The organism is Stenotrophomonas sp. ATCM1_4, from assembly GCF_004348115.1.
GTDB lineage: Bacteria > Pseudomonadota > Gammaproteobacteria > Xanthomonadales > Xanthomonadaceae > Stenotrophomonas > Stenotrophomonas capsici.
The window spans coordinates 818,603-845,566 of the sequence record NZ_QPFB01000001.1 but is presented as its reverse complement, the minus strand read 5'-3'; the positions used below and the strand labels follow the sequence as shown (position 1 = coordinate 845,566).

General features: G+C 64.3%; 18 protein-coding genes and 2 tRNA genes. 9 read left to right on the top strand and 11 right to left on the bottom strand.

Features of this window, described 5'->3' with window-relative positions:
* The first annotated feature begins 20 nt into the window (after positions 1-20).
* The 3 genes from gluQRS to phaR all read left to right on the top strand — a co-directional run bounded on the left by gluQRS (position 21) and on the right by phaR (position 2,371).
* Positions 21-908 (top strand): tRNA glutamyl-Q(34) synthetase GluQRS, encoded by an 888-nt coding sequence (gluQRS, locus tag ATCM_RS04085; protein WP_132866062.1) that lies wholly within the window; start codon positions 21-23, stop codon positions 906-908.
* A 56-nt stretch (positions 909-964) separates the two neighbouring features.
* The gene (locus tag ATCM_RS04080; RefSeq protein ID WP_132862978.1) at positions 965-1,705 is read left to right on the top strand and encodes a beta-ketoacyl-ACP reductase; all 741 of its coding nucleotides are present in this window, start codon (positions 965-967) and stop codon (positions 1,703-1,705) included.
* Positions 1,706-1,786: 81 nt separating this feature from the next.
* Positions 1,787-2,371: a polyhydroxyalkanoate synthesis repressor PhaR gene (gene phaR, locus ATCM_RS04075; protein ID WP_165931117.1), complete on the top strand. Its 585-nt coding sequence runs from the start codon at positions 1,787-1,789 to the stop codon at positions 2,369-2,371.
* A gap of 67 nt (positions 2,372-2,438) precedes the next feature.
* Here phaR and ATCM_RS04070 read toward each other — a convergent pair whose 3' ends face one another.
* The 6 genes from ATCM_RS04070 to ATCM_RS04045 form a co-directional block, all read right to left on the bottom strand.
* Entirely contained in the window at positions 2,439-3,380 is a 942-nt protein-coding gene (locus ATCM_RS04070; protein ID WP_132866061.1) for a TraB/GumN family protein, read from the bottom strand.
* 8 nt (positions 3,381-3,388) lie between these two features.
* Complete coding sequence (locus ATCM_RS04065) at positions 3,389-4,327, bottom strand: DUF1684 domain-containing protein (RefSeq protein WP_132862976.1); 939 nt, start codon at positions 4,325-4,327, stop codon at positions 3,389-3,391.
* Positions 4,327-6,192 (bottom strand): DNA mismatch repair endonuclease MutL, encoded by a 1,866-nt coding sequence (mutL, locus tag ATCM_RS04060; protein ID WP_132862975.1) that lies wholly within the window; start codon positions 6,190-6,192, stop codon positions 4,327-4,329. Before mutL ends, ATCM_RS04065 begins: the two co-directional genes overlap by 1 nt.
* Before the next feature lie 140 nt (positions 6,193-6,332).
* Positions 6,333-7,889, bottom strand: coding sequence for an N-acetylmuramoyl-L-alanine amidase (locus tag ATCM_RS04055; protein ID WP_132862974.1), 1,557 nt, complete (start codon positions 7,887-7,889; stop codon positions 6,333-6,335).
* An 80-nt stretch (positions 7,890-7,969) separates the two neighbouring features.
* Positions 7,970-8,449, bottom strand: a complete 480-nt coding sequence (tsaE, locus tag ATCM_RS04050) for a tRNA (adenosine(37)-N6)-threonylcarbamoyltransferase complex ATPase subunit type 1 TsaE (RefSeq protein WP_132862973.1) — start codon at positions 8,447-8,449, stop codon at positions 7,970-7,972.
* The gene (locus ATCM_RS04045) at positions 8,397-9,929 is read right to left on the bottom strand and encodes an NAD(P)H-hydrate dehydratase (protein WP_132862972.1); all 1,533 of its coding nucleotides are present in this window, start codon (positions 9,927-9,929) and stop codon (positions 8,397-8,399) included. Before ATCM_RS04045 ends, tsaE begins: the two co-directional genes overlap by 53 nt.
* Positions 9,930-9,952: 23 nt before the next feature.
* On the opposite strand from ATCM_RS04045, the gene queG reads away from it, so the two are divergent.
* Together queG and xseA are read left to right on the top strand one after the other, a co-directional pair.
* Positions 9,953-11,038 (top strand): tRNA epoxyqueuosine(34) reductase QueG, encoded by a 1,086-nt coding sequence (gene queG / locus ATCM_RS04040; RefSeq protein WP_132862971.1) that lies wholly within the window; start codon positions 9,953-9,955, stop codon positions 11,036-11,038.
* A gap of 58 nt (positions 11,039-11,096) precedes the next feature.
* A complete protein-coding gene (gene xseA, locus ATCM_RS04035; protein ID WP_132862970.1) occupies positions 11,097-12,437 on the top strand; it encodes an exodeoxyribonuclease VII large subunit in 1,341 nt (446 codons plus the stop codon).
* A gap of 90 nt (positions 12,438-12,527) precedes the next feature.
* Here xseA and ATCM_RS04030 read toward each other — a convergent pair whose 3' ends face one another.
* From ATCM_RS04030 to ATCM_RS04020, 3 genes are all read right to left on the bottom strand, one after another.
* Entirely contained in the window at positions 12,528-13,730 is a 1,203-nt protein-coding gene (locus ATCM_RS04030; RefSeq protein WP_132862969.1) for an AcvB/VirJ family lysyl-phosphatidylglycerol hydrolase, read from the bottom strand.
* Between the two features lie 70 nt (positions 13,731-13,800).
* Positions 13,801-14,709: a M48 family metallopeptidase gene (locus ATCM_RS04025; RefSeq protein WP_132862968.1), complete on the bottom strand. Its 909-nt coding sequence runs from the start codon at positions 14,707-14,709 to the stop codon at positions 13,801-13,803.
* A 66-nt stretch (positions 14,710-14,775) separates the two neighbouring features.
* Complete coding sequence (locus ATCM_RS04020) at positions 14,776-16,506, bottom strand: formylglycine-generating enzyme family protein (RefSeq protein WP_132866060.1); 1,731 nt, start codon at positions 16,504-16,506, stop codon at positions 14,776-14,778.
* A 281-nt stretch (positions 16,507-16,787) separates the two neighbouring features.
* Between ATCM_RS04020 and rnd the strand changes: the two genes are divergently transcribed.
* Entirely contained in the window at positions 16,788-17,870 is a 1,083-nt protein-coding gene (gene rnd, locus ATCM_RS04015; RefSeq protein ID WP_132862967.1) for a ribonuclease D, read from the top strand.
* 243 nt (positions 17,871-18,113) lie between these two features.
* On the opposite strand, the gene ATCM_RS04010 is transcribed toward rnd, so the two are convergent.
* Together ATCM_RS04010 and ATCM_RS04005 are read right to left on the bottom strand one after the other, a co-directional pair.
* Positions 18,114-18,189, bottom strand: a tRNA-Phe gene (locus ATCM_RS04010).
* A 253-nt stretch (positions 18,190-18,442) separates the two neighbouring features.
* Positions 18,443-18,518: transfer RNA gene (locus tag ATCM_RS04005), tRNA-Ala, on the bottom strand.
* Positions 18,519-20,278: 1,760 nt separating this feature from the next.
* On the opposite strand from ATCM_RS04005, the gene ATCM_RS04000 reads away from it, so the two are divergent.
* From ATCM_RS04000 to ATCM_RS03990, 3 genes are all read left to right on the top strand, one after another.
* Complete coding sequence (locus tag ATCM_RS04000; protein WP_132862966.1) at positions 20,279-21,964, top strand: hypothetical protein; 1,686 nt, start codon at positions 20,279-20,281, stop codon at positions 21,962-21,964.
* Positions 21,965-22,127: 163 nt separating this feature from the next.
* The gene (locus tag ATCM_RS03995) at positions 22,128-23,825 is read left to right on the top strand and encodes a hypothetical protein (protein ID WP_132862965.1); all 1,698 of its coding nucleotides are present in this window, start codon (positions 22,128-22,130) and stop codon (positions 23,823-23,825) included.
* Between the two features lie 11 nt (positions 23,826-23,836).
* Positions 23,837-26,962 carry an RHS repeat-associated core domain-containing protein gene (locus tag ATCM_RS03990; protein WP_132862964.1) on the top strand — a complete coding sequence of 1,042 codons (3,126 nt, stop codon included), beginning with the start codon at positions 23,837-23,839 and terminating at the stop codon, positions 26,960-26,962.
* Positions 26,963-26,964 lie beyond the last annotated feature (2 nt).

The window sequence follows — 26,964 nt, the reverse complement described above, 5'->3', positions numbered from 1 at the left end:
TGACCGACGATTCAGCTTCGATGTCCTCCATTCCCTACCGCGGGCGCTTCGCCCCTTCCCCGACCGGCCCGCTCCATCTCGGCTCGCTGCTGGCTGCGTTCGGCAGTTGGCTACTGGCCCGCCATGCGGGGGGACAATGGCGGGTACGCATCGAGGACGTGGACCCGCCACGCGAGGTCGCCGGCGCCGCCGATGCCCAGCTGGCCACGCTCGCCGCATTCGGCCTGCACGCCGATGGCCTCATCCAGTACCAGAGCCGTCGCCATCGGCTGTATCAGGCCGCCCTTGAGCGCCTGCTGGCCGAGGGCAAGGCCTTTGCCTGCCATTGCAGCCGTAGCGACCTGGCCGGCCAGCAGGGCATTCACCGGCATTGCGCGGCCCACCAGCTGCGCCCCCACCCGGCCGTCCGGCTGCGGGTAGCCGACGGCAGCCGGGTCATGTTCCAGGATGGCCTGCAGGGGTCATTCACCCAGCAGGTGGACCGGGAGGTCGGTGACTTCGTCCTGCTGCGCGCCGACGGTTGCTGGGCCTACCAGCTGGCGGTGGTGGTGGACGATGCCGAGCAGGGCATCACCGACGTGGTGCGCGGCCTCGACCTGATCGATTCCACCCCGCGCCAGATCCTGCTGCAACGGGCGCTGGGTGTGGCGACGCCACGCTACCTGCACCTGCCGCTGCTGCTCGATGCCAGTGGCCACAAGCTGTCCAAGTCGCTTGCCGCGCGACCGGTCGATGCCGCCGACCCACTGCCCACCCTGCGCTGGCTGTGGTCTGCACTGGGCCAGGCCGATGCTGCACTGGATACTGCAGGCAGCGTCGGCGAGCTGCTGCAGCATGCCGCCGCCAGGTTCAACCCCGCGCTCCTGCAGAAAGCCTCGTTCATCGTCCCGGAATCGCCCCCGGGCTGACCGCAGTTTCATTAGAATCATCGGCTCCCCGCGCTTTCGCCCTGGAGCACTTGCCCATGACATCCCGCGTCGCACTGGTCACCGGTGGTACCGGCGGCATTGGTACCGCCATCTGCCAACGCCTGGCCGACCAGGGCCATCGAGTCGCCACCAATTTCCGCAACGCCGAGAAGGCGCAACAGTGGCAACGGCAGATGCGCGAGCGGGGCTACGACATCGCCCTGTTCGAGGGCGACGTGGCCGACCCCACCAGTGGCCGGACGCTGGTCGAAGCGGTGGAAGCCAGCCTCGGCCCGGTCGAGATCCTGGTCAACAACGCCGGCATCACCCGCGATACCACCTTCCACCGCATGAGTGCCGAGCAGTGGCACGAGGTGATCAACACCAACCTCAACTCGGTGTTCAACATCACCCGCCCGGTGATCGAGGGCATGCGCAAGCGTGGCTGGGGCCGGGTCATCCAGATCAGTTCGATCAATGGCCTGAAGGGCCAGTACGGGCAGGCCAACTACGCCGCGGCCAAGGCCGGCATGCACGGCTTCACCATTTCCCTGGCGCGCGAGAATGCCGGCTTCGGCATCACCGTCAACACCATCTCGCCCGGCTACGTGGCCACCGACATGGTGATGGCCGTGCCGGAGGAGGTGCGCGCCAAGATCGTGGCCGACATCCCGACCGGACGCCTCGGCAAGCCGGAGGAAATCGCCTATGCGGTGGCCTTCCTGGTCGCCGAGGAAGCGGCCTGGATCACCGGCTCCAACCTGGACGTCAACGGCGGCCACCACATGGGCTGGTAAGCGCGACCGCCATGTTGCAGGACGTGGCGGTTCATGTTGCGCAACAAGAAATCATCCCTCCGCGCCTTGCAACCTGTACTTTTGGCGGTTGCAAGCCCTGTTGCACTGCGCCATGCTGCGCACCTAACCGTGACGAGTGACTGCTTAATGGCTGCGACCCGCATCATCAAGAAGTATCCGAATCGCCGGCTCTACGACACCGAGATCTCCAGCTACATCACCATCGAGGACGTCCGCCAGCTGATCCTCGACGGCGAGGAGTTCGAAGTCCGCGACGCCAAGAGCGGTGAGGACCTGACCCGGTCGGTGCTGCTGCAGATCATTGCCGACAAGGAGCAGGACGGCGAGCCGATGCTGTCCACCCAGCTGCTGAGTCAGCTCATCCGTTTCTACGGCGACTCGCTGCAGGGATTCATGGGCAACTACCTGGAGCGCAGCATGCAGGTGTTCCTGGACCAGCAGCAGCAGTTCCGCCAGCAGATGGGCAATCTGCTGGGGCAGACGCCGTGGGCGATGATGAACCAGCTCACCGAGCGCAACCTGGAGCTGTGGCAGGAGTTCCAGCGCAACATGGGTGCCGGTTTCGGCCGCCCCTCGGGTACCGGCACCAACAAGCCGGCCGACCCGCCGCCGAGCACCGGCGGCAAGACCCGCACCGGCCGCTGAGCCTTTGCCGGATAAGAAAGGCCGACGCAAGCGTCGGCCTTTTCTGTATCTGGCACACCCGCCGCGCTTACGGGCGGCCCTTGCAGGCCGAGCAGATCCGCTCGACCTTGTAGCCCTTGGCACGCAGCTTCTCGACCACGCCGTCACTGCCGAGCAGGTGCAACGCGCCGACCACCACCAGCGTGGTGCCCTGCCCGTCCTGCAGGCGCTGCTGCAGCGGCGCCAGCCAGGCGTCATTGCGATCGACGTTGATGCGCTGGTACAGGCCCGGGTAGGTGCGCTTCATTTCCGACGCCATGTCCCGCCACAGGGTGACGTCGTCACCACGGCGCCACGCATCGTGCAGGCGACGGCTTTGCTGGTCGCCCTTCTCCACCTGCTCCAGCGCCTCGCGCAGCAGCTGGCGCTGCTCATCGGCATTCATGCCGTCGAGCATGCTGATCTGGGAGCTCGCGCTTTCCAGGCCCGCGGCCGGCTTGCCGGCCTTGGCCGCAAGGTTCATCAAATGGCGGTCCAGCCCGGCCTGCGGGTCCAGGCCCTGTCGCGCCATCTGGGTCAGGCTGATGGTCAGGCCGATGAACCACGGCTTGAGGCCTACCAGGCGCTCGACCGGCATGCTGTTGCCCGCGCCCCACGCCTGCAGCCGGCGCCAGGTCTCGGCGTCGAGCTCCTCCTTGAGCTGGCCACCATCACGACGGATCGCGGCCTGCATCATCTGCGTGGCCAGCGCCGGTGACGCCATCTCCTCTGGAGCCAGTTCGAACAACAGGCGGCTGGAGGCAGCGAAGGCCTGGTCCACGTCCGGCGACAAGGGATAGTCATCCGGCTTCAACAGATGGAACGAGCCCAGCAGGTACAGTTCGGCACCCTTGCCGCCACTGACTTTCCACAACAACGGCGTCGGCGGCACATAGGCCGGCGCGGCGGCAGGCGTGGCGGCCGGCCGGGCCGCGTAGGCGACACCGCAGAACAGGCTGAAACCCAGCAACGCGGAGGCCGCGCGCGTCATCCAGTGGCTCATGGTGCGGCCTCCGTCGCCGGCTTGGCGTACACCTTCTCGCCCGCCTCGACCAACAGGTCCAGCCGGTTCTCCGGTGGTGGCAGCGGACAGGTAGCGAATGGGGTGAATGCACACGGCGGGTTGTAGGCGCGGTTGAAGTCGACCACCACCTCGCCCTTGGCGTCGGGGGCCTCGGCATCGATGAAGCGGCCGGCCGAGTAACTGCCGCGGCCGTTGGTGCGGTCGGCGAAGATCAGCTGCAACGGACGCCCCGGTTCACCCAGCGCTTCCAGCCGCCAGGTGCGACCATCGCGCTCGAACTCGACCGCGCCGGCGTTGGGCAGGTCGGTGGTCAGGCCGGTGATGTCGACGATGGGCAACGTTTTGTTGGCGTCATGCGGCACGAAGCGGGCGGTGACACGCCAGGACGGATCCGCCGGCCAGTAGGTCAGCTGGCCGAAATGCCGGCGCGCCGGCGCATCGGCATGCTTCAGCCGCAGCGCGTAGCGCGGCCCGCGATGGATCAGGGTCAGCAGGCCCTTGTCGTCGTCGAAGGTGATCGCGGTGGGCTGCTCGGCATCGTCGCTGAGCAGCGGGATGCGTCCGGCGATCGGCGTGCCATTGGCCTTCAGCGAGACGCCCGGCTCGGGGGTGAACCAGAAGGTCTGGCCTTCGCGCTGGACCAGCCCCATGCGTGGCGGCCCCATCGCCATGCGGATGCCGCTGGTGCTGCCGCTGCCGATGTAATGCGCCTTGAGTTCAAGCCAGTGCAGGCCGACCAGGCTGGTCCAGCCATCCGGGGCGAGCAGCTCGGTGAGGCGGCTTTCGCGCCACAGCTCATTGTCATGGGCAAAGTTCGCATCCACCGCGACCGGCGGTTTGGCCGCCTCCTGCTTGCCGCACGCGGCCAACACCATCGCGGCCAGCAGCACGGCACAGCCCCGTAAAGTCTTCATCAACGCCCCCGCAGGAACCAGCGATCAATTTCAGCCAGAGAAAAGCGCGCCCAGGTCGGGCGGCCGTGGTTGCATTGCCCCGAGCGCTCGGTGATCTCCATGTCGCGCAGCAGGGCATTCATTTCCGGAATCGTGAGCCGCCGGTTGGCGCGCACCGCGCCGTGGCAGGCCATGGTGGACAGCAGCTCGTCGCGCGCGGTCGCGATGCGCCGGCTCTGCCCATGCTCGCGCAGGTCGCCCAGCACATCGCGCAGCAAGGCTTCCGGCTCGGCGTTGGCCAACAGTGCCGGAATGCTGCGCACGTGCAGCGAACCGGGACCGGAACGGGTGATCTCGAAGCCCAGCGCCGCCAGCGTCGCCGCTTCCTGCTCGGCGGTGTCGGCCTCGCGCTCGCCGACCGCCAGGGTGATCGGCACCAGCAGCGGCTGGGCGTGCAGGCCGATGCCATCGTGTGCGTTCTTCAAGCGTTCGTAGCCGATCCGTTCGTGCGCGGCATGCATGTCCACGACGATCAGGCCTTCGGCGTTCTCGGCCAGGATGTAGATGCCATGCAACTGGGCGATGGCATAACCCAACGGTGGCACGCCACTGTCGCTGGAGGTGGGCGGCAACGCGGGACCGGCGTCGACCGGCGCCTGCACCTGCCCAGCCGGCGGCGCCGAGTACAAGGCCGCGTAGGCGGCCGGCGCTTCGGCCACCGGCAGGCCCAGCGGCGACTGCCGCGCCTGCCAGTTGCCACTGCCGCCGACGCTGCCACCGGGGCGCGACAACACGTAGCCGCCGCCGTAACCGCCACCGCTACTGAGCGGTGCCGCTCCGGCCGGCGCTTCCTGCGCGGCGGTTTGTCCCATCGCCGACGGTTCCAACCCGGCACGGGTTTCAGCCAACGCATCCTTCAGCGTGCGATAGACGAAGTCGTGGATCAGGCGTGCATCGCGGAAGCGGACTTCATGCTTGGCCGGGTGCACGTTGACGTCCACCCGGGTCGGGTCCAGCTCCAGGAACAACACGTAAGCCGGATGGCGGCCATGGAACAGCACGTCGCCGTACCCCATCTTCACCGCGTGGCTGATGCTGCGGTCGCGCACGGAGCGGCCGTTGACGTACAGGTACTGCTGGTCGGTGCTGGCGCGCGAATACTGCGGCTGCGCGATCCAGCCGTGCAGGCGCAGGCCGGCGGCGCTGTGGTCCACCCGCAGCGCCTGGCGCGCGAAATCTTCGCCCAGCGTTTCGCCCAGGCGTGCATCGGAGTACAGGTCACCGGGCTTGTATCGGCGTGAGGGCTTGCCGTTGTGCGAGACGCGCAACTCGACATCGGGACGGGCCAGCGCCAAGGAGCGCAGCCATTCCTCGATATGCCCCAGCTCGGTGCGCTCGGCCCGCAGGAACTTGCGCCGTGCCGGCACGTTGTAGAACAACTCGCGCACTTCCACCGTGGTGCCCGGCGCATGCGCGCGCGGGGCCACCTCGCCCAGCTTGCCACCTTCGATCTGCAGGGCAGCACCATGCTCGTCATCGGGGCGGCGCGAGGCCAGCGTGAAGCGGCTGACCGAGGCGATCGACGGCAATGCTTCGCCGCGGAACCCCAGCGTGGCCACCGATTCCAGGTCATCCAGGCTGGCGATCTTGCTGGTGGCATGCCGCGACACCGCCAGCGGCAGCTGTTCGGCGGCGATGCCACCGCCGTTGTCGCGGATGCGGATCAGCCGTACACCGCCTTCTTCAAGGTCGATGTCGACGCGGGTGGCACCGGCGTCCAGCGCGTTCTCCACCAGTTCCTTGACCACCGATGCAGGCCGCTCCACCACCTCGCCCGCGGCGATCTGGTTGATCAGGATCTCGGGCAGCGGACGAATGCTGTTCATGCGGCACCTCCCATCGGTACCGGCAATGACCTACGCAGCGACAGGGGGAAGACGGAGGGAATCAGGAGGACATCATGCATGGGCACGATGATAGCCGAGCCCGGCCGCGTCGCCGTGTCCGGCGACGCCAGCGGCGCGACTTACTTGCTGCCGCCGGCCACGGTACCGGCAGCGGCTTCCATCTCGGCCTGGGCACGGGCCGCGAACAGCGTACCCGGCGGCGGCTGCCGGCTGAAGTAGGTGTGCACGCCGTCGAGCACGGCGCCGGCGATGCGGCGCTGGTAGGCCGGGTCGACCAGCCGGCGCTCTTCGTCCGGGTTGGAGATGAACGCCGTCTCCACCAGCATGGCCGGCATGTCCGAGGTGCGCAGCACCGCGAAGTTGGCCCGTTCCAGGTTCGGCTTGTGGTTGTTGCCGATGCGCTTGAGGCCACCGAGCACGTGGCCGGCGGCATCCTCGGAGGCCTTCATGTTGCCGCTCTGGGCCAAGTCCAGCAGGACGTTGGCCAGGGTCCCTTCGGTGCGGCTCAGGCTGACGCCGCCGATCAGGTCGGCCGCGTTTTCCTTGTCCGCCAGCCAGCGGGCACGCTGCGAGGACGCGCCCTTGGTCGAGAGCACGTACACCGACGAGCCGGTCGCCGAACGGTTCTCGGCGGCATCGGCGTGGATCGAAATGAAGATGTCGGCCTTGGCCGCGCGCGCACGCTGGGCACGCATCGGCAGCGGGATGAACACGTCGGTGTCGCGGGTCAGGAACGCGCGCAGGCCCGGGGTGTTGTTGACCTGGCGGGCCAGCTCACGCGCCACGGCCAGCGTCACGTCCTTCTCGCGCTTGCCGGTCGGGCCGATCGCGCCCGGGTCCTGGCCGCCGTGGCCCGGATCGATGGCCACCACCAGATTGCGCATCCCCGGCTGCATGCGGATGCGCGCGGCATCGCTGGGCATGGTCGGGCGCGGCGCTTCGGGGACGACGGCAGGCGTCGGTGCCGGCGTAGCCGGCGTCGTCGCCTGGGCCACGTTCGGGCCCGTCGCCTGCGGTGCACGCGTCACCGGTGCCTGGGCATTGAGGATGGCCGCCGGTGAGGCCGTCGCCGTGGTCACCGGGGTCGGGGCGCTGGCGACCGGCGCAGGTGCCGGCGGTGGCGTCGCGGCCTGGCGGCTGACTGCTGCGGTCAACGCGGCGGTGGCACGGGCCGCCTCGGCACGTGCCTCGGCGCTGGAAGGCGCGGCCGCGGTAGGCGAAGGCGGAGTCGTCGGCGCGGCGGTTGCCGGTGCGCTCGCCGCAACCGTCACCGGTGCCTCACCCGGCCACTCGATCGACAACTTCGATTCGGCGCCCTGCCCCTGCATCAGCGGCTTGAACGCTGCCACCGATTCGGCCAGGTCGAACACCACGCGGAACGTGCCCGGGGTCGGGCTGCCCGTGCGTACGGCGGTCACCACGCCGGCAGCGGCCGGCAGCCGCAGTCCGCGCACCGCGGAGGAATCAGGGAAATCAATGACCAGCCGGTTCGGGCCAGCCAGGCTCAGGGTCTTGTAGCTGCCACCGCCAGCCAACTGGATCTCGGCGCGGGTGCCGGTGGCGCCGGTGTGCAGGCTGACCCCGCGGATTTCACCCGCCCACGCGGAGAAGCTCGCGGCCAGACACAGTCCAGCGGCGACGATAGACGATGCGAACAGGCGGTTTCCCGTAGTCATGGGCGGATTCAATCACCGGAATCCCCCAATTGCAACATGTTTTCCCTTAATAATCCGCAACCTGCCCGACTTTCCTATGGTCAGGGGGTAAAAAGGGGCTGCAAGTCGGGGCTTTCACGCAGTCGCAGAAGCCAGTCAGACCCGACATTACTGCGGGCTTGGAGCACCGCCCGACGGCCATTGCCGTCGATGGACAGCCCGATCACCAGGTCCACCGGCGGCAACCCGCCAGCGCCCCGTTCGGGCCACTCGACCAGCCACAGATCGGCCGCCCCTTCGTCCAGCCCGAGGAAATCGAGTTCGCCGGCACTGCCGATCCGGTACAGATCCAGGTGCCAGGCTTCGCCGTTGGCCAGCGGGTAGCGTTCGATCAGCGTATAGGTGGGGCTGCGGATCGCGCCCTGCACGCCCAGCGCGCGCAGCAGGGCCCGCGCCAGCGTGGACTTGCCCGCGCCCAGGTCACCCTGCAGATGGACTACCGCCTGCGACGGACGGGTGCGGGCCAGCTCATGGCCGAGCAGGTCGGTGCTGTCGGCTTCGGGAAGAAACAGTTCGTTCATGCCCGCCATTATGATTGGCCAACGTCCGAAGATGCGGCAGCAGGTCGCGTGGCAACAGCCCCCGCTCACCCTCGGCCGCCGCTGCATCGCCGGCCAGCCCATGCAGCAGTGCACCGCTGCTGGCGGCATCGAACAGCGCCAGGCCCTGCGCGCACAATGCGGCGATCGCACCGGTCAGCAGGTCGCCCATGCCGCCGACGGCCATGCCGGGGTTGCCGGCGGCAATCACCCGCGGCACCTGCCCGGGCGCCGCCACCACGGTGCCCGCGCCTTTCAGTACAACCACCGCGCCGTAGCGTTCGACCAGGGCCTGTGCGGCGGCAAACCGATCCCGTTGGATACCGGCCGTGTCGCAGCCCAGCAGGCGCGCGGCCTCGCCGGGGTGCGGGGTGAGGATGGCGTGCGGCACGACGCGCGGCGCGGCCGCCAGCAGGTTGAGCGCGTCGGCATCGATCACCAGCGGCTTGCCTGCATCCACTGCGACCGACCACAACGCCTGTGCCCAATCATCCTGGCCCAGCCCCGGCCCCAGGGCGACCACGCTTGCGCGCGCCAGCAGCGGCGCAAGCGCGGGCGCCGACGTCACGGCATGGACCATCGCCTCGGGGCAGCGCGCCAGCAACGGCCCCACGTGCGCTGCCTGCGTGGCCACGCTGACCAGCCCTGCACCACTGCGCAGTGCAGCCTCGACACTGAGCATCACCGCACCCCCGCTGCCAAGGTTGCCGCCCACGCACAGCACGTGCCCGGACTCGCCCTTGTGGGTATTGATGCGCCGGCGCGGCAACTGCGAAGCCAGCACGCCACGCGCCCACCGCAGGGCGGCAGGCGGCACCCCTTCGAATGCCACCGCCGGCACGTCCAGATCGGCCAGCAGCCGCTGCCCGGCGCATTCCAGCGCCGCGCCGGTATGCAGGCCACGGTGCGGCACGATGAACTGCAGCACGCGCACCGCGCGCACCGCCGCGCCCGGCACGTCGCCGGACACGGCGTCCACGCCACTGGGAACATCCAGCGCGAACACCGGCACGGGCACTTCGTTGATGGCCTGGATCAGGGCCGCGTCCGCGGCCTGCGGCGCGCGCGACAGGCCGATGCCGAACAATGCGTCGACGACCAGATCCGCCTGCTGCAGGCAATCGATCGACAGCTCCACCTGCCCGCCCACGGCCAGGTAATCGGTGCAGGCCCGCTGCGCCAGGGCCGTACGCGGCGCGGCGTCCTCCAGGTGCAGCACCCGGACATCGCGCCCCGACTGGCGGGCAAAGCGCGCCAACACGTAGCCGTCGCCGCCGTTGTTGCCCGGCCCGCACACCACCACGATGCGCCGCGCCTGTGGCCAATGCTGCAGCACGCAGTGCCAGCCGGCCTGCCCGGCGCGCTGCATCAGCACGTAGCCATCGCCGCCCAGGGCGGCGGTCGCCTGCGCGTCGATGCGACGGGCGGCGGCGGTATCGAACATCTGCACGGGCTCTGACATGCCACCGATTCTATACTTGCGCCATGTCCGAAGCCGTTTCCGCCGCTACCCCGGCGCAGCTGTCGCTGCGCATCCGCCAACTGGCACGAGAAGCAGGCTTCCAGCGCTGCGGCGTCAGTGGCGTGGAGCTGCGTGACGATGAGGCGCACCTGGCCGACTGGCTGGGCAAGGGCCTGTACGGGACGATGGACTGGATGGCCCGCCACGGCACCCTGCGTGCGCGCCCACAGGAACTGCTGCCCGGCACGGTGCGGGTGATCTCGGTCGGGCTGGACTACGGCCACAAGGACGATGCGCAGGCCTGGGCCACCCTTGATGACGCCGACCGCGCCTACGTGGCGCGCTACGCCCTGGGCCGCGATTACCACAAGCTGATGCGCAACCGCCTGCAGAAGCTTGCCGAACGGGTCGCCGCCGAGATCGGCCCCTTCGGTTACCGCGTGTTCGTCGACTCCGCGCCGGTGCTGGAACGTGCCCTGGCGCGCAACGCCGGGCTGGGCTGGATCGGCAAGCACACCTGCCTGATCGACCGCAACGGCGGCTCGTGGTTCTTCATCGGAGAGATCTACGTCGACCTGCCATTGCCGGTGGATGTGCCGGCCACCGCGCACTGCGGCACCTGCACGCGCTGCATCGACGTCTGCCCGACCGCGGCGATCATCGCCCCGCACCGCCTGGATGCGCGGCGCTGCATTTCCTACCTGACCATCGAGCACGACGGCGCCATTCCACTGGAAATGCGCCCGTTGATGGGCAACCGCATCTACGGCTGCGACGACTGCCAACTGGTCTGCCCCTGGAACAAGTTCGCCCGGCGCACCGACGAGCCGGACTTCCGCGCACGCAACAACCTCGACACGGCCACGCTGCCGGAACTGTTCGCCTGGGAAGAGGATGAATTCCTGCGCCGTACCGAGGGCAGCCCGATCCGCCGCAGCGGCCACGAGCGCTGGCTGCGCAACATCGCCGTGGCATTGGGCAATGCCGCGCCCTCGCCCAGTGCGCGGCAGGCATTGGAAACGCGCAGCAACCACGCCTCCGAACTGGTCCGCGAGCACGTGCAGTGGGCGCTGCAGCGCCACCATGACGCCGACCCGCCGGCGGCGTGAGCCCGCCGGCATTCCATGCGACCATGGCCGCCCGCTCCACCGCCGCAACCGCTGAACCATGAACCGCAGTGCCGACGTCCTGACCCCCGCCCAGCTCAACACGCTGGCGCGTGACCTGCTGGAGAGCAGCTTCCCGCTGGTCTGGGTGGAAGGCGAACTGGGCAATGTCAGCCGCCCGTCCTCCGGGCACCTGTACTTCACCCTGAAGGACGCCCGCGCGCAGGTCCGCGCGGCGATGTTCAAGCCCAAGAGCCAGTGGCTCAAGTTCGTGCCACGCGAAGGCATGCGCGTGCTGGTGCGCGGCCGGCTCACCCTGTACGAGGCACGCGGCGACTACCAGTTGATCCTCGACCACATGGAGGAAGCCGGCGAAGGCGCGCTGCGCCGTGCCTACGAGGAGCTGAAGGCACGCCTGGAAGCCGAGGGCCTGTTCGATGCCGGGCGCAAGCGCCCGCTGCCGGCGCACGTGCGCCGCCTGGCGGTGATCACCTCGCCTTCCGGTGCCGCCGTGCGCGACGTGCTGAGCGTGCTTGGCCGGCGTTTCCCGCTGCTTGAAGTGGAACTGCTGCCTTCGCTGGTGCAGGGCGAAACCGCCGCCGCGCAGATCACCTCGCTGTTGCGCCAGGCCGATGCCAGCGGCCGCTACGACGTGATCCTGCTGACCCGCGGCGGCGGTTCACTGGAAGACCTGTGGGCCTTCAACGACGAACGGCTGGCCCGCGCCATCGCCGCCAGCACCACCCCGGTGGTCTCTGCGGTGGGCCACGAGACCGACTTCAGCCTGTCCGATTTCGCCGCCGACCTGCGCGCGCCGACGCCGTCGGTCGCCGCCGAGCTGCTGGTACCCGACCAGCGCGACCTGGCATTGCGTCTGCGCCGGCTCGCACAGCGGCTGAACCAGTTGCAGGTGCACACCCTGGGCCAGGCCATGCAGCGCGCCGATCGCGCCGCGTTGCGCCTGCAGGCACAGGGCCCGCAGGCACGGCTGGCATTGCTGCGGCATCGGCAGGAGGCTGCCTTTGCGCGGCTGCAGTCGCATTGGCGACAGAAGCAGGAGCGTCGCCGGGCACAGTTGGCGCATGCGGCCGCCGTGCTGCGCGGCGCCCAGCCACAGCGTCGGCTGGCGGCATTGAAGGAACGGCTGGCAGCCCTGGCACCCCGCGCGCAGACCGCCATCAACCGCCAGTTGCAAGCCGATGCACTGCGCCTGCATGGCATCGCCCGTTCACTGGAGGCGGTGAGCCCATTGGCGACCGTCGCCCGTGGTTACTCGATCCTGACCCGCGCCGACGACGGCGCCCTGGTGCGTTCCAGCGCGCACGCACAACCCGGTGATCGCCTGCAGGCCCGCCTGGCCGAAGGCACCCTGCAGGTCCGCGTGGAAACCTCCGAGCCGTAGGAGCGCCTTCAGGCGCGAAGCCGGGAATCCTTCCGCCAACGCCTGCTACTGCAATCCCGGAGGCCATCGGCTTCGTGGCCAAGGCCGCTCCTATCGCTGCGGGGCTGCGTCCCAGGCCTGCACCACGATATTGGTCAACGCCACCGGGTCACGGTCGAAATGGTGCCCACCCGGCCGCTCCACCGTCTGGATGAAAGGCTTGCCGCGCAGGTCGCGGCACAGGCTGTCCTTCTCATCGGTGCCGTAGATGCACTGCAGCGGCATCGCGTGCAGTTGCTCCAGTGCGGGCAACACGGGCGTCTCGCGCGAACGCCCCCACCCCAGCCAGCCACCTACCCGGACCTCGAACGCGGCCCCATGGGACAGGCCCAGCAACGACATGAAACGCACCGACTGCTGCTGATCGGCCGGTAGCTGCGGGTAAGCGAACGGCAATACATCGGCACCGAACGAGTAACCGATCAACGCGATGTCGTCTGCCCCCCAACGCTGCCGGTAGGTCTGCAGGGCCTGGCCCAGATCGGCACCCAGTTGCTGCTGGCTGCGCTCGGCCCAGAAGTACTTCAGGCTGTTCCAACCCAGCACGGAAATACCTTGCTGGTTGAGCTCGCGGGCAATGCCCTTGTCCAGGTCACGCCAGCCCCCATCGCCGGACAGCACCACTGCCAGGCGACGGCTGCCGGCGACCGGCATCTCGATCAGGGGAAGCCGCTGCGTGCCGTCCGGGCGCGCCATCGTCTCCAGTGCGCGGGAAACCAACGCCTCGGCCGGCACCGGCTCGACCGCGACGGCATCCCCACCGCCGGTGCAGGGCCGGGGTTCCGGAGCGCCCGGTGTCACCAGCACCCCGGCGAACTCGCCCGCCGCGGCACCGGCAGCGGTTGCGCGGGCCAACGTGGCCTCCCTGCCCTGCGCGACCAACAACGGCAGGAAGAACTGCCGCGCCCGTGCCTGCTTGAGCAGTTTCTGGGTCAACAACGCCGCATCGTCGGCCATGTTCCTGCAGGTCGATGACCCGCTACCCAGGCGCTGCCGGTACGCCGTCGAATCCACCACCGCCACCCATGCACCACCCTGCGCCAGCGAGGTGAGCAATGGCCGTTCCCGGGCGGACGATTGCGCGCCCTCGGCGAAATAGATCACCACACCGCGTGGCTCGCCCTGCGGTGCCACCAACTGCACGTCACCGTACCGACCGGCGTTGACCGATGCACGGTGGTTGCTCCGGCTGCATGCACTGGCCATCACCACGCACAGCAGCGCCATCACGACGCGTACGACAAGGCACTGCATCGGCCACCGCCATCAACCAAAGGGAAAAACACCCCGCATGTGCCGGCGACCCGGTCGCGGGGTGGACCGCCTACCTTGCCGCTTCGGTGCAGAACTGCTGCCGGTACTGCATTGCCTTGGACATCAGCGCCTGCAGGTTCTGGATGCGGGTGCCGGGGTTGGGGTGCGTCGACGAGAACTCCGGCGGCGACTGGCCACCGCTGTTGGCGCTCATGCGCTCCCACAGCGGCACCGCTTCCTCGGGATTGAAGCAGGCCGCGGCGGCCAGCATCAGGCCCACTTCGTCGGCCTGGGTTTCATGCGAGCGCGCATACGGCAGCAGATAGCCGTAGCCCATGGCCGACATCATCATCTGCTGTTGCTGCGCATCCAGGCCGCCCGCCGCGCCGGCCATCTGCCCGATCTGGGTCAGCTTCTGCTGGGCCATGCGCTGCGCACCATGGCGCAGCAGCGCATGGGCGATTTCGTGACCCATCACGACCGCCACCGCGTCGGCATTCTGCGCCACCGGGATCAGCCCGGTGTACACCGCCATCTTGCCCCCGGGCAGGCAGAACGCATTGGCCTCGTCGGACTGGATGACGTTGACCTCCCAGTCGAAATCACGGGCGAAATGCTGCGGCTCCAGGCCATGCTCGCGGGCCAGCGCGGTCTCGACCACGTCCACCTTGGCGATCAGGCGGCGCGCGATTTCCCGCACCTGCTGGGAGATCTGCGAATCGGGGGCCACCGGCCGCTCCTGGGACAGGATCTCCTGGTAGGCCTGCAGGCCCATGGCCTTCTCTTCCTCGGCGTTGAGCGAGCTGTCGATCAGCACCTTCTCGCCGGTGTAGGGATCAACCGAGCGGTTGCCGAAGTAATAGCAGCCGCCATAGATGGCGAAACCCAGCAGGATCACCCAGCGCAGGTTGCCGAACAGCCCACCGCCACGACGGCCCTGGCCGCCCGCGCTCTGATTGCCGAAGGGATCTTGTCGCATGGTGGGGTTCCGTCTGGTCCGGGGTGGCCGGAGCCGATGTTAGCGCGCCGGCGTGCATGGGCAAGGTCAAATCCCGCGCACCAGGCGGAAGCCGATCCGCGCCGAGGTCACGTCGGAGTCCTGCGACTGCCGCCACGCCGCCCGGGTCTGCTCCGGCGCGTTGGCCCAGTTGCCGCCGCGGATCACCCGCTGCCGGCAGCCGGGGTTGTACCAGGCCGCGCCGTCGGCCGGGGCCCGCCGATAGCTGGCATGCCAGCAGTCGGCCACCCATTCGCTGAGGTTGCCGGCCATGTCGTGCAGCCCCCAGGCGTTGGCGTTGTACATGCCAACCGGCGCCGTGCCCCAGAAGCCGTCGCCGTACCCGATGAAGGCATTGTTCCAGTGCCGCCCACTGGGCGAGACGTCCAGGCTGCCGGTGAAGTTGCCGGTGTTCGGCGGCGGGATTGCCGCCTTCCCCCACGGATAGCGCCCCTGGTTGCCGGCACGCAGGGCGTACTCGAATTCCGACTCGCTGGGCAGGCGGTAGTAGCGGCCGGTCTGCTCGCTCAGCCATGCCGCGTAGGCCTCGGCATCGCGCACGCTGACATGCATGACCGGGCTGTTCGGCGCGGCCCTGACGCCGTTGTAGTCCGATTGCCAATCCACGCCACTGCGGCGGATGAAGTTGCCGCTGCGCTCGTCGTAGACCACCGAATGGCCACGCCGGGTCGCACGCGGGCGCGCATGGGTGGCCTCGACGAAGCGACGGAAGTCGGCCACGGTCACTTCGGTGATCGACATGGCGAAGCCCCGCTCGAAGCGCACCTCATGCTGCGGCCGCTCGGCATCACGGCCACCGATCTCCTCCTGGGTCGCACCCATCAGGAAGGTGCCATGCGGGACCACCACCATCTGCGGCCCGCGCCCGCCATCCTGCAGGGCATCACTGAACACCTGCCGCGGGCGGAAGCTGCCGTAGTGGGTGACCAGCTCGATGCGCGCGCGCAGCAGTTCCACGGTGGCATCGCCGGGCAAGGCGATGCGTTCGGCCTGGGCCAGCTTGTCGCGGGCGTCCTTCAGGCCTTTGGAGGAGGTGAGGTCACGCAGGCCGGTATTGCGCAGGGCATCCAGCTGGGCGGTGCGGATGGCTTCGATGCGGGCCCGCGCATCGATCAGGGTAGGGCCCTCCCCGCGCACGGTGCCAGCCTTGCCCAACCAGCGCTGGGCGGCGGCGAAATCCGAATCCAGCGCCGCCGCCCGCTCGGCACGGCGGATCAGCCCGCTCTCCACGGCCGCCAGTCCCTGCCGGGCGCGGCTGTTGTCCGGATCGGCGGCCAGCACTTCACGGAACGCCGCCTGCGCGCCCCCACCGTCCTCACCGAACTGCCCCAGGCGCAGCGCCTGTTCCCCGGCCCGGTTCAACGCCAGCAGGCGCCGGGCGGTGGCGATGCGTTCCTGCAAGGCCTGTTCGGCCTTGCCTTCCGGCGCCAGGGCCACCGCCACGCTGACCAGCATCGCCGCCTCGGCCAGGGCCAGGCGCTGTCCCTCGGTCTGCGCCATGCGTGCGTTGGCCAGTGCCCGCAGGCGCTGCCGGGCCTTGTCCAGCCCACGCTGCGCGGCACGGTCGTCCGGCTTCTGGGCCAGGATGGCCAGGTACAGGGGAATCGCATCGCCGGCCTCACGGAACAGCCGGTCCTCCGCCAGGGCCTTGTCGGCGTCCTTGCGGGCCTGGGCCAATTGTTCCGGTGCCAGCACGACATCGGGCGCCTGCCAGCGCGGCAACGCGGTGTCCTCCACCTGTGGCACCGGGTCCGGCATGGCGGCCTCGGCATCCCGCTGGCGGGCCGCCGCGCGGGCCTCCAGGCGTTCGACCACGCGCCCGGCCAGCGACTTGCCCTGCCCGTCGGCGGGCGTCGCCGGTGCAGCCGGGGGCGGATCGCCGCAGCCGCTCACTGCCAGCGGCAGCAGCAACACCAAGGTCCAGATGTGGCCAAAACTACGCAAAGCGCCTCCAATAGCCTGCCTGCCCCGTCGGGGCCGGCCCGACGTTAGGCTATTCTCGCCTCCCTGAGCAAACCCTGCAGTTAGACGGAACCCACGTGGCTTATTGGATCAAACACCCATCGGAACTGGACGAGCGCTACCAGCGCCGCCCGACCCGGATTGGACTGGACACCGAGTTCATCCGCGAGCGCACCTATTGGCCGCAACTGGCCCTGGTACAGATGGCGGTCGGTGACGAAGTACTGCTGATCGACCCCCTGGTCCCCGGCATGTGCGAAGCACTCAAATCGTGGCTGACCGATACCTCGATCACCAAGATCATGCACAGCGCCAGCGAAGACCTGGTGGCCTTCAAGTGCGCCTGCGACGCCCTGCCGCGCCCGCTGTTCGACACCCAGATCGGTGCCGCGCTGGCCGGCATTGGTGGCGGCATGGGCTACCAGAAGCTGGTGGCCGAGATCACCGGCACCACCCTGCCCAAGGGCGAGACGCGCTCGGACTGGCTCAAGCGCCCGCTCAGCGACGCCCAGCTGGAGTACGCCGCCGACGACGTGGAATACCTGTTCGCCCTGCACGACGCCATCAGCGAGCGCCTGCAGGCCAAGGGCCGCATGCAGTGGCTGCTGGATGATGGCGAACGCCTGCTGGCCAGCGTCGAGCGCGACGAAGGCGAGCACTGGCCGCACCTGTCGATGCGCTCCTCGCAGTTCCTCGAGGCCGATGCGCAACGGCGCCTGCTGCGCTTGCTGCGCTGGCGCGACCAGCAGGCACGCCACAGCGACAAGCCGCGCAGCTGGATCCTGGACAACGAGCTGGCCAACCTGCTCGCGCGCACGCCGCCGGCCGACTACGACGCCATGCTCAAGCTGTTCGGCCGCTTTCCCAAGGCACCGCGCAAGCTCGCGCAGCCGCTGTGGCAGGCACTGAGCACCCCGCTGGCCGACGAGGCCGAGGCACCGCTCGCCCTGCCCGCCACCGACGGCAACAAGTCCGCGCTGAAGAAGCTGCAGGATGCAGTGAGCAAGCGCACCGCCGAGCTGGAGCTGCCCGAAGGCTTCCTCGCCTCGCGCAAGCATCTGGAAGCGCTGCTGGAGAGCGGCCACTGGCCCAGCGCATTGGCCGGCTGGCGACAGCAGGAACTGGAAGCCCCGCTGCGCGCCCTGTTGCCCGGCAACTGAGCGCGCCGCACGCCACCCGCGACAAGCCCGCCGCAAGGCGGGCTTTTTCTTGCGTGCTGCGTGCACGCCGCGCGATGCGCAGGAAGTGATCGAAGAACATGGGCGCCATGTACCCGTGATGCTCCAGGCACGACGCTTGCGGGCGCCCCGTGTACGCACAGCCCACGTTGGAACGTGGTGCAGAAACGGTGCAGATTCCAGGAACAAAAAAGGGCTCACATTGCTGCGAGCCCTTGAAATTCTTGGTGGCCGAGGACGGAATCGAACCGCCGACACGGGGATTTTCAATCCCCTGCTCTACCAACTGAGCTACTCGGCCACTTTGTTCTCGTTGGCGTTGCCGCCGGCGAGGACGCGAATATTACGCATGTGTTTCGGATTCGGCAAGCGCTTTTCACAAAAATTTTCACATCCGCTGAAATCGCCGCGAAATGACCGATCCGGCAAGGTCCGCACGCTTCCTGCAGCCGTCCCAAGACACCCGCTTCGCCTCCCTACACGGCCCAAACGACTCCATGCACCGCCCAAACGAAAAGAGCCACATCTTCCGATGCGGCCCTTCGTCGAATCATTGGTGGAGCGGAGGAGGATCGAACTCCCGACCTTCGCATTGCGAACGCGACGCTCTCCCAGCTGAGCTACCGCCCCACGCGGTGCTCCGGATTCTACGCGCTGCCTGCGCGTTCGCCAAGGGGCCGTCAGCACAGCAGCAAAGCTTCGCCGGTACGCCTGTCGCCCTGCGGGCCACATCACTCCGAGCTCCCAGCAACCCCGTCAAGACCTCCCGTCCACGAAACCCGGTCTGGCAGGCACGGCACTCGGCCCCTTCCTGTTCCTGTTCCTGTTCCTGTTCCTGTTCCTGTCCCTGTTCCTGATACGCATCCAATCGCCGCCCGCTCGCTTGATCTGGCCCGCGCCCAAGCTACCCACGCCATCGCTGAGTACCTGCAATCGGGTCTGCCACGAATCGGACAAAGCAAATCCCGCGCCCCTACCCTGCAAGACTTAATCGATCAGCGATATCGGGCTTGGGCGACACTGGAACTCAAACGAGGCCACATGTACGCCAATCGGTTGGAGCAGGTCTTCGCCGAACATCTGGACGACCCGCTGACCGGCTTCGACACGGCTTGGGCCGACCAGTGGCTGCAACAGCGCTTGACGACCCCCATTGGCAAGACACGGTGTCCGCCCACTCGTTCGACTGCGGCACGCGATCTGGCGTGCTTGGGGGCGGCACTGTCCAAAGCTGTCAGCTGGTGCCTGATCTCCCGCAACCCGCTGCTGGGGATGCGCATAAGAGGCGGGAGCAGGCGCGGATCCTGCGGGAGGCGGGTGGTCCGGAGGCCAAGTCGAAGCGGAGAAGAGCCAAGGAGCGCCGGGATGCCAAGAAGGCGGCAAAAGCAGCGAAGGCTTCCGGAGGGGAAACACCGCAACGGCACGCCGAGATAAGGGATGCCCCGGCCCTTCGGTTCAAGGTCCCACGTTCTAGAACCCTCCCTACGGAGTTTTGACACCACCCAGAACCACTCAGATAGCGGCTGCTGCTGACGCCATCGAGGCTCCGGCATGTGGCCGCGGTCGCGGTTCACCGACGATCCGCCTTGCACGCAAATCCGATCACCGATGGCGGCGTAACCCTTTCGCTGTATCGGCAACTATTGAGCGCAACGCAGACTTAAGTCGCGAAAGCATCATGCATGGGCCGCCGAGGTGCTTCCCGCATGTGCAAACCGATGCATACGAACCACATCACCAAACGAATCCGCGACATTGCCAGCCTTGGAATCATTCCCGGCAGGCGGTAACAAGTCCGCTCTTGCCCACGTAACCCCCAATCCAATCGCATGCCGGGCTGCTGAAAAACGTGACATGTGGGCGACGGCGGCTTGGCCGATGCCTGCTGTGGCATGGAATTCGGCCCAAGTATGAAGTGCTGGCTCGGGTTCGGCTTTGTACCTATGGTGAAATTCCCCGCTCCCACAATCCACCGGCACAAGCCCAGAGTCCCTCAACCTGAAATCCAGACAACACGACGCTCCCGTATCAAGCCGCACGCCTCGCAAATGTCGTCAGCAACGGAACGCATCGCACCATGCACCCCCACGAAAATTATGGTTACACTCCATTTATGTCCAAGGATGCGGCGTCAAACGGTAGTGGGGATCGTGATCGAAGCTTAGCCACAATCATCTCGAAGGCGTTGCGCATCGCCGATTTTGCATCAATGTCGGTCGTAGGCGATCAAGCAGATTGGGGAGGGGGCTGGAGCAGAAGAATTCGTGCACTCAGGCGGAGGGGAACTTAGGCAGAAATCGTGACCCATGATGAGTTCCGAGGATGCTCTTCATCCGAAATCAGACAATCAAACCATAGCTAAAAATACGCTACCCGACTGAAACCGCGAGGTGAAAGTGAAATTTTTTGTTAAAGTTGCTTTCGCGCTGCTGATGCTCGCTAAATCCAATGCTTCACACGCCCAGATTTATCCATTCGAACTGTACGGAAAGGAGATCGGGCGAGCACAATCACTGGCCCCGATGCCTGCAGATTTCGGAACATTTGGCGAAGACGTAGATTTCAATACCGGCGCAACGACATTCAGAAAGAGCTTCGCAAACATCCCCGGAAATAATTCCTTGAGGGTTTCGGCTGACTATACGTTCAAGGTTTGGGATAGGCTTGGCTGGCCCCCACAGTATGAGTGGGTTCAAGATCTTCCATATATTTCTGGCATTCACTCCACCGAAAAGGCGTCTTCGGGATGGGTTGTTGGCTCTATTGTGTCCTATACAAAAAATCGATGCTCAGATCCGAATCGTCTCGGGGTTGCATTTGTGGTGAGGTCATCAAAGCCTCCACAAGACAATTATCAGTACGACGAATACTGGTCAGGGAACTCCCTTGTCGGGGTGAGTGGCGGGGGCCTAATTTACCCAACGACTAGCAACGACCCAACAATACCCGGCGGAGGCGTACTCTGGGCTACAGAAAATGGGTGGAGGTTTAGTTGCTACACATTAACCGATGGCAGCGAGGGCTACGTAGGACATAGCCCAGACGGAAAGAAGTATTACTTTGGAATTCCGACCCCGGGGCCCGATATAACGCAAGTATCCAGTAAAACTTGGAAGGACGACAATACATTTTTGGAGGTCGCACTCTACAAGATGCCGCTGGTTCGCATTGAGGATCAGCTTGGAAACTGGGTGTCATACTCACCATCCGCAATCACATCGAGCGACGGCAGAAGCATAACATTCACTACTGTTGCAGGAGGAGTCGACGTCATTGCAAACGGGAGAACCTGGCAGATCAGAGGGTCTTCATTATTTAACCCCGATGGCTCCACTTGGACCATCTCCGCATCCGGGGTGATTTCTCCTACATATTCCACATACGCTGGCGCGTGTGTTTCCCAACAGATGATCCCTTTGGCATACTCCGGCCAGATCCTGGTTACGGTAAAAGCTGAATCTGGGGCAATTGGGAATTTCACCCTTCAACCCAGAAGGCATGGATACTCAAATGTCCCTTATGACTGCAGGCATTTGTCAAGTACAGGCCCCACCTATTCGGACTGGATGCACATTATTGATGAGCTCTCCCTTGTTCGTCGTGAGGTTTCTGGACCGGGAGTCTCAACGTTAGTTCATACCATTGACTATGGACCGGTGAATGCCTGCTATAACGCCAGTAGCACCCAAACGCGTCCTGATGCTTGCACTTCGTCCTCACCAAGTTCCAGGTCCGTGAGCGTAGTTGGCTCGAATGGCGCTACCACAAATTACGTTTTTGGAAATAGCCTCAATGGAAACGCGGGCCTCCTGCTTTCGAAGTCAACGAATGGTATTAGGACAGAGTATTTTGAGTACGCCACACCTCATAGCAGCTTTGCTGGATTCGCATGGGGAAATAGAAAGCCCTACAACACAAGAGACTATGCCTTTGTGGTTGAGAAAAAATCCATTATTCAGCAAGATGGACTGAAGTTCATCAGGGAAATTGCAAACGACTGCGGCTCTGGCGCCGCAGCACTATGCATTGATAGCCTCTATAGACCAGTTAAAATATTGCAATACAGCACTCCTTAAGGCCACCCTTGCCCGTTAACATCTGCGGAATCTAATTGGACCGGAATTTCGACGCCTCCCACGCCGCACGATTCAAAATAATGAATAGGCGGGAGAAATTTCTCCAAAATAATCGCCAAGGGATTTGGACGCACTATTTTCACGGAATTGGAATCGACTCATAATGAATATGAACAGAGGCAGATTGACGTTACTTATATTTACTTTAAGTACCACCTGCGGAGCGAATGCGCAAACATATACCTACGAGACGCACAGCAAGCAAGTATCGCTATCTGCCTCTGTATCACCCTTGCCAAATGGTTTCGGCCAATTGGGTGAAACCATTGACTTCAATACTGGTTCGTTAAGCTTCAAAAAGACGATTGTCGAAATTCCCGGAAACAACTCACTAAGAGTGGCAGCCGATTACGAATTCGCCATTTGGGACAGACTGGGTTGGTATTCGAGATATGAACTACGCCGCGCCGTTCCTTATATTGTCGGCATTCACTCGTATGACCATGGGTGGGTTGTCGGTGGCCCTTCAAACTACACCGCCAATAGGTGCTCGGATCCAGCGAGGAAGAGCGTAGCCGCCGTGATTCGATCGACAAAACCACCAAGAGACAATTTCATTCCTGATGACTATTGGGATGGAAATTCGCTTATGGGCGTTGAAGGCGGAGGAATAATTCGCCCTATTGACCAAAACGAGCTGGGCATCCAAGGAGTGAGCGCAACTTGGGCCACAAATGGAGGATGGCGCTTTTCCTGCTACCTCTTGCCGGACGGAAGCGAAGGATTTGTAGGTCACGCAAAAAACGGCGACAAGTATTTCTTCGGCACTCCCGAACGCGGCCCAGATAGCTTATGGATTATGAGCAACTTCAGACCCGATGCAGAGTCATGGATTGACGTATCGTTATACAAGATGCATTTGAGGCGAATAGAGGATAAGTTCGGAAACTGGGTAAACTACGAGCAAGATCGAATAGTGAGCAGTGACGGCAGAATTATAAATTTTTACCCCGATCGCGTTGAGGCCAATGGGAAACAATGGCTACTGACCTATCTTGCAGGCCCAAACGGAACAGGCGTACCGTACAGCTACACTATAACCAATCCTGACAACACGAGATGGTCAGTATCCAGCTCTAACGTCATATCAAGTCCCAGCAGCAACCATGACAGCACCTGCATTTCTGAGCAGAGCTTAACAATGAGCATTGGCGGCGAGACAACTCTAGCCGTGACAGCAGAATCCGGCATCACCGGCACATTTAAAATACAACCCAAACGAAGAGGCTTTTCGCATGTCCCATATCAATGCATGCAGATCAGCACACCAGGCCCTTCATATGCAAACACCCAGAATTATGTGGACGAACCAGCGCTCGTAGAGCGAACAATAAGTGGCCCGGGCATTGAGCCACTTAACCACGTGATCGACTACGGCCCGGTAAACGCCTGCTATGAAACATCGCCTGCCACGAGCACTCCAGACCCTTGCTCCCCCTCTTCTCCGGATTATCGTACCGTGACAGTTACAGGATCGGATGGCACCAGCGAATCCTATACGTATGGAAACAGATATCTCACGAACGCCGGCTTACTTTTAAAACATAAAATTGGCAACCTTCAAGAAACGACATACGAGTATGCCACCCCCTATCAGAATTTCAACGGAATAGGCAAGAGGCGCATATACAATACTCAAGACATTATGGTCGTCATCACAAAAAGGAGAGTCATAAAAAGGGATGGGGTTAACTTTACCTGGTCAATTGCAAATGATTGCGGAATCGGCGCACAGTCACTTTGCATAGACAGTCTTTACCGAGCCACGAAAATCATTACGTCCAGCTCCAATACACCCTGAGGAGATAGGGGATGAGAAAAAGCATTAGCGGCAATCATTTCCCATCATTGACCTTGGCTGCACTTCTTTCGCTGGGCATCGGATCGACTCATGCCCAGAATAACTCACGCACTGAAACCATCACCTACCATGACAACGCCGCCAAGTGGGTGCTTGGGCAGGTCGCCAGCAGATCGGTGGATGGCATCGTAGTCGAGCAGACGACCTTCGACACCAACACAGCCGCCCCCTTGCAGTCTTGGTCATTCGGCAAGCTCAAGCAGACCCTGACCTACAATGCTGACGGCACAGTGGCTACGGTCAAGGACGGCAACAACAACATCACCACGCTGTCCAACTGGAAGCGCGGCATTCCGCAGTCGATCACCTATGCCGATGGCAAGACTCAGTCCGCCGCGGTCAATGACAATGGCTGGATCACCCGGGTCACCGACGAGAACGGCTACGCCACCAACTACACGTATGACGCCATGGGGCGCATGGCGAGCATCGCCTATCCCACTGGAGACACGGTTGCGTGGAACTCCACCACGCAGGCTTTCGTCCAGGTAAACACGGCCGAGTACGGGATTTCGGCAGGACACTGGCGTCAGACGGTAACAACCGGCAATGGTGTCAAGATCAGCTATTTCGATGCCCTGTGGCGGCCGTTGCTAGTGCGCGAGTATGACTCGGGCAACGTAACTGCCACACAGCGCTTTACGGGCTACGAGTACGATCATGAGGGACGGGTGGTGTTTACCTCGTATCCTTCGGCAGCGAGCAACCCGGATAAGGGGATCTGGACAACCTACGATGCCTTGGGGCGAACAAAGTCGGTGTCGCAGGATTCGGAGTTGGGGTTGCTGACCACGACAACGGCCTACCTCAACAATGCGACAGGTCCTTACACCTTGGTCACGCAACCGGGCGGACAGCAGACGCGGACCTGGTACCAGATGTTTGACCAACCCAGCTACGATGCGCCGGTGAAGATCACGCACCCCGAGGGGGCGGTGACCACGATTGCCCGGGATGTGTTTGGCAAGCCCACGAGCATCGTGCGCGGCAATAGTGGCGGTACTGTGCAGGCCACGCGCACCTATACTTACAACGCCAATCAAGAATTGTGCCGGGTGGTTGAGCCGGAAACCGGCGCCACCTTGATGGGCTATGACGCCGGAGGCAATCTCACATGGTCAGGTAGCGGATTCGGCGCTACGTCCGCCTGCCACGCCACCGGCCAGACTGCGGCCATTCTGGCGCGAACCGCAGCTCGCACTTATGACGTGCGCAACCGACTCAAGACGCTAACGTTTCCGGATGGTCGGGGAAACCAAACCTGGACCTACACCGCCGATGGTCTTCCCAACACGGTGTCTGCCGACAATGATGGTGCCAACCTAGTTACCACACAGTACACCTATAACCGTCGGCGGATGCTGACGGAGGAGCGGATGCAGTGGAACCAGATCAGTTGGCCCATTAACTACACCTATAACGGCAATGGCCATCTGAGTATCGAGAAGTATCCCAATGGGCAGAGTGTCGCGTTTGCGCCCAATGCACTCGGACAGCCCACCCAGGCGGGCACTTTTGCCACTGGGGTGAGCTACCACCCAAATGGGGCCATCAAACAGTTCACCTACGGCAATGGCATCGTCCACACGATGACGCAGAACACCCGGCAACTACCGATTCGCAGCACGGACTGTGTAGTGGTCGGCTGCACGGCGGCCGCCGACAAACGATTGGATCTGACCTACGGGTTTGACAAGAACGCCAATGTCAGCCAGATCACCGACAACATCGCCGGTCGTCAGAATCGCAGCATGGTGTACGACGGGCTGGACCGAGTGACGTCGACGACCTCGGCGATGTTCGGCACAGCCACCTATGCCTATGACGTTCTGGACAACCTGATACGGGTCAACGTTGCTGGAGGTAGTGCAGCCCGCAATCACTTTTACTGCTACGACACCAAGTGGCAGCTGACCAACGTCAAGACCGGCAGTTGTAGCGGCGCCAGCGTGATTGGCCTGGGCTATGACGTACAGGGCAATCTCAGCAACAAGAACGGCAAGGTCTTTGACTTCGATTTCGGCAACCGCCTGCGCGGCGTCAATGGCATTGCCAGCTATGTCTACGATGTAGCGGGGCGTCGGGTTCGAGACTACACCACGGCTAGCAAGTACAGTCTTTATGCCCAAGACGGGCGATTGATGTACAGCACCGACGGCCGGCTGGGTGTCAGCACCCAGTATGTCTATCTGGGTGGCAGTCTGGTCGCATTCCGTGAGGCGGTAGGTACGGTCATCACACCGAAGTACCAGCACACCGATGCGCTGGGTAGCCCTATCACGGTGACCGGCGCGGACAAGGCGGTGCTGGAGCGAAGCGAGTACGAGCCCTATGGGCAGGTGGTAAACGCAACGGCGAAGGATGGGCCTGGCTTCACGGGTCACGTACTGGATGCGGCGACCGGCATGAACTACATGCAGCAGCGCTACTACGATCCGCAGATCGGAAGGTTCCTGTCGGTGGATCCGGTGACGGCGTATAGCAACCCGGTGGGGGCGTTCAATCGGTACTGGTATGCCAACAATAATCCGTATCGATTTACGGATCCGGATGGACGCGAAGTGCTGGTGGCACCTGCAGCAACCCGGCAAGTATCTGAATGGATTGCTAAAAATTCTGCCGGCTCGTTCTCAATTTCCGAACAAGGAAAGCTGGCTCTGACCAGCGCCTCGGGCGGACAAGGTGAAAGGTCCTCCTATCTTCGAGATAAGCTTTCAGGAGTGATTGATTCCTCGTCTACGATGCATGTGCAGGTCTTGAGTGTATATGTTGATCCCGTTACATTTGTCCCAGTGAACGTTGACTCGCAGGCGGGCGGCGGACTCACCCGGGCTCTGCCAAACGGGGACGTAGATGTCGTTGTTTCTGGAAACGCAAACAACTCACTGAAATCCGCTTCTGGCGGAAACCTAATTGATGGGCCTGCAGAGATATTTGCGCACGAAGTGGTCGCTCATGCCGCTCCGATCATGATCGGCCCTGACACCGGGAACGGGGTACAAAACGAGAATAAATTCCGATCAGAAGTTCCCGGCTTAGATCAACGTGCAGCTGACCCTAATCACAAGGAGTATTGATC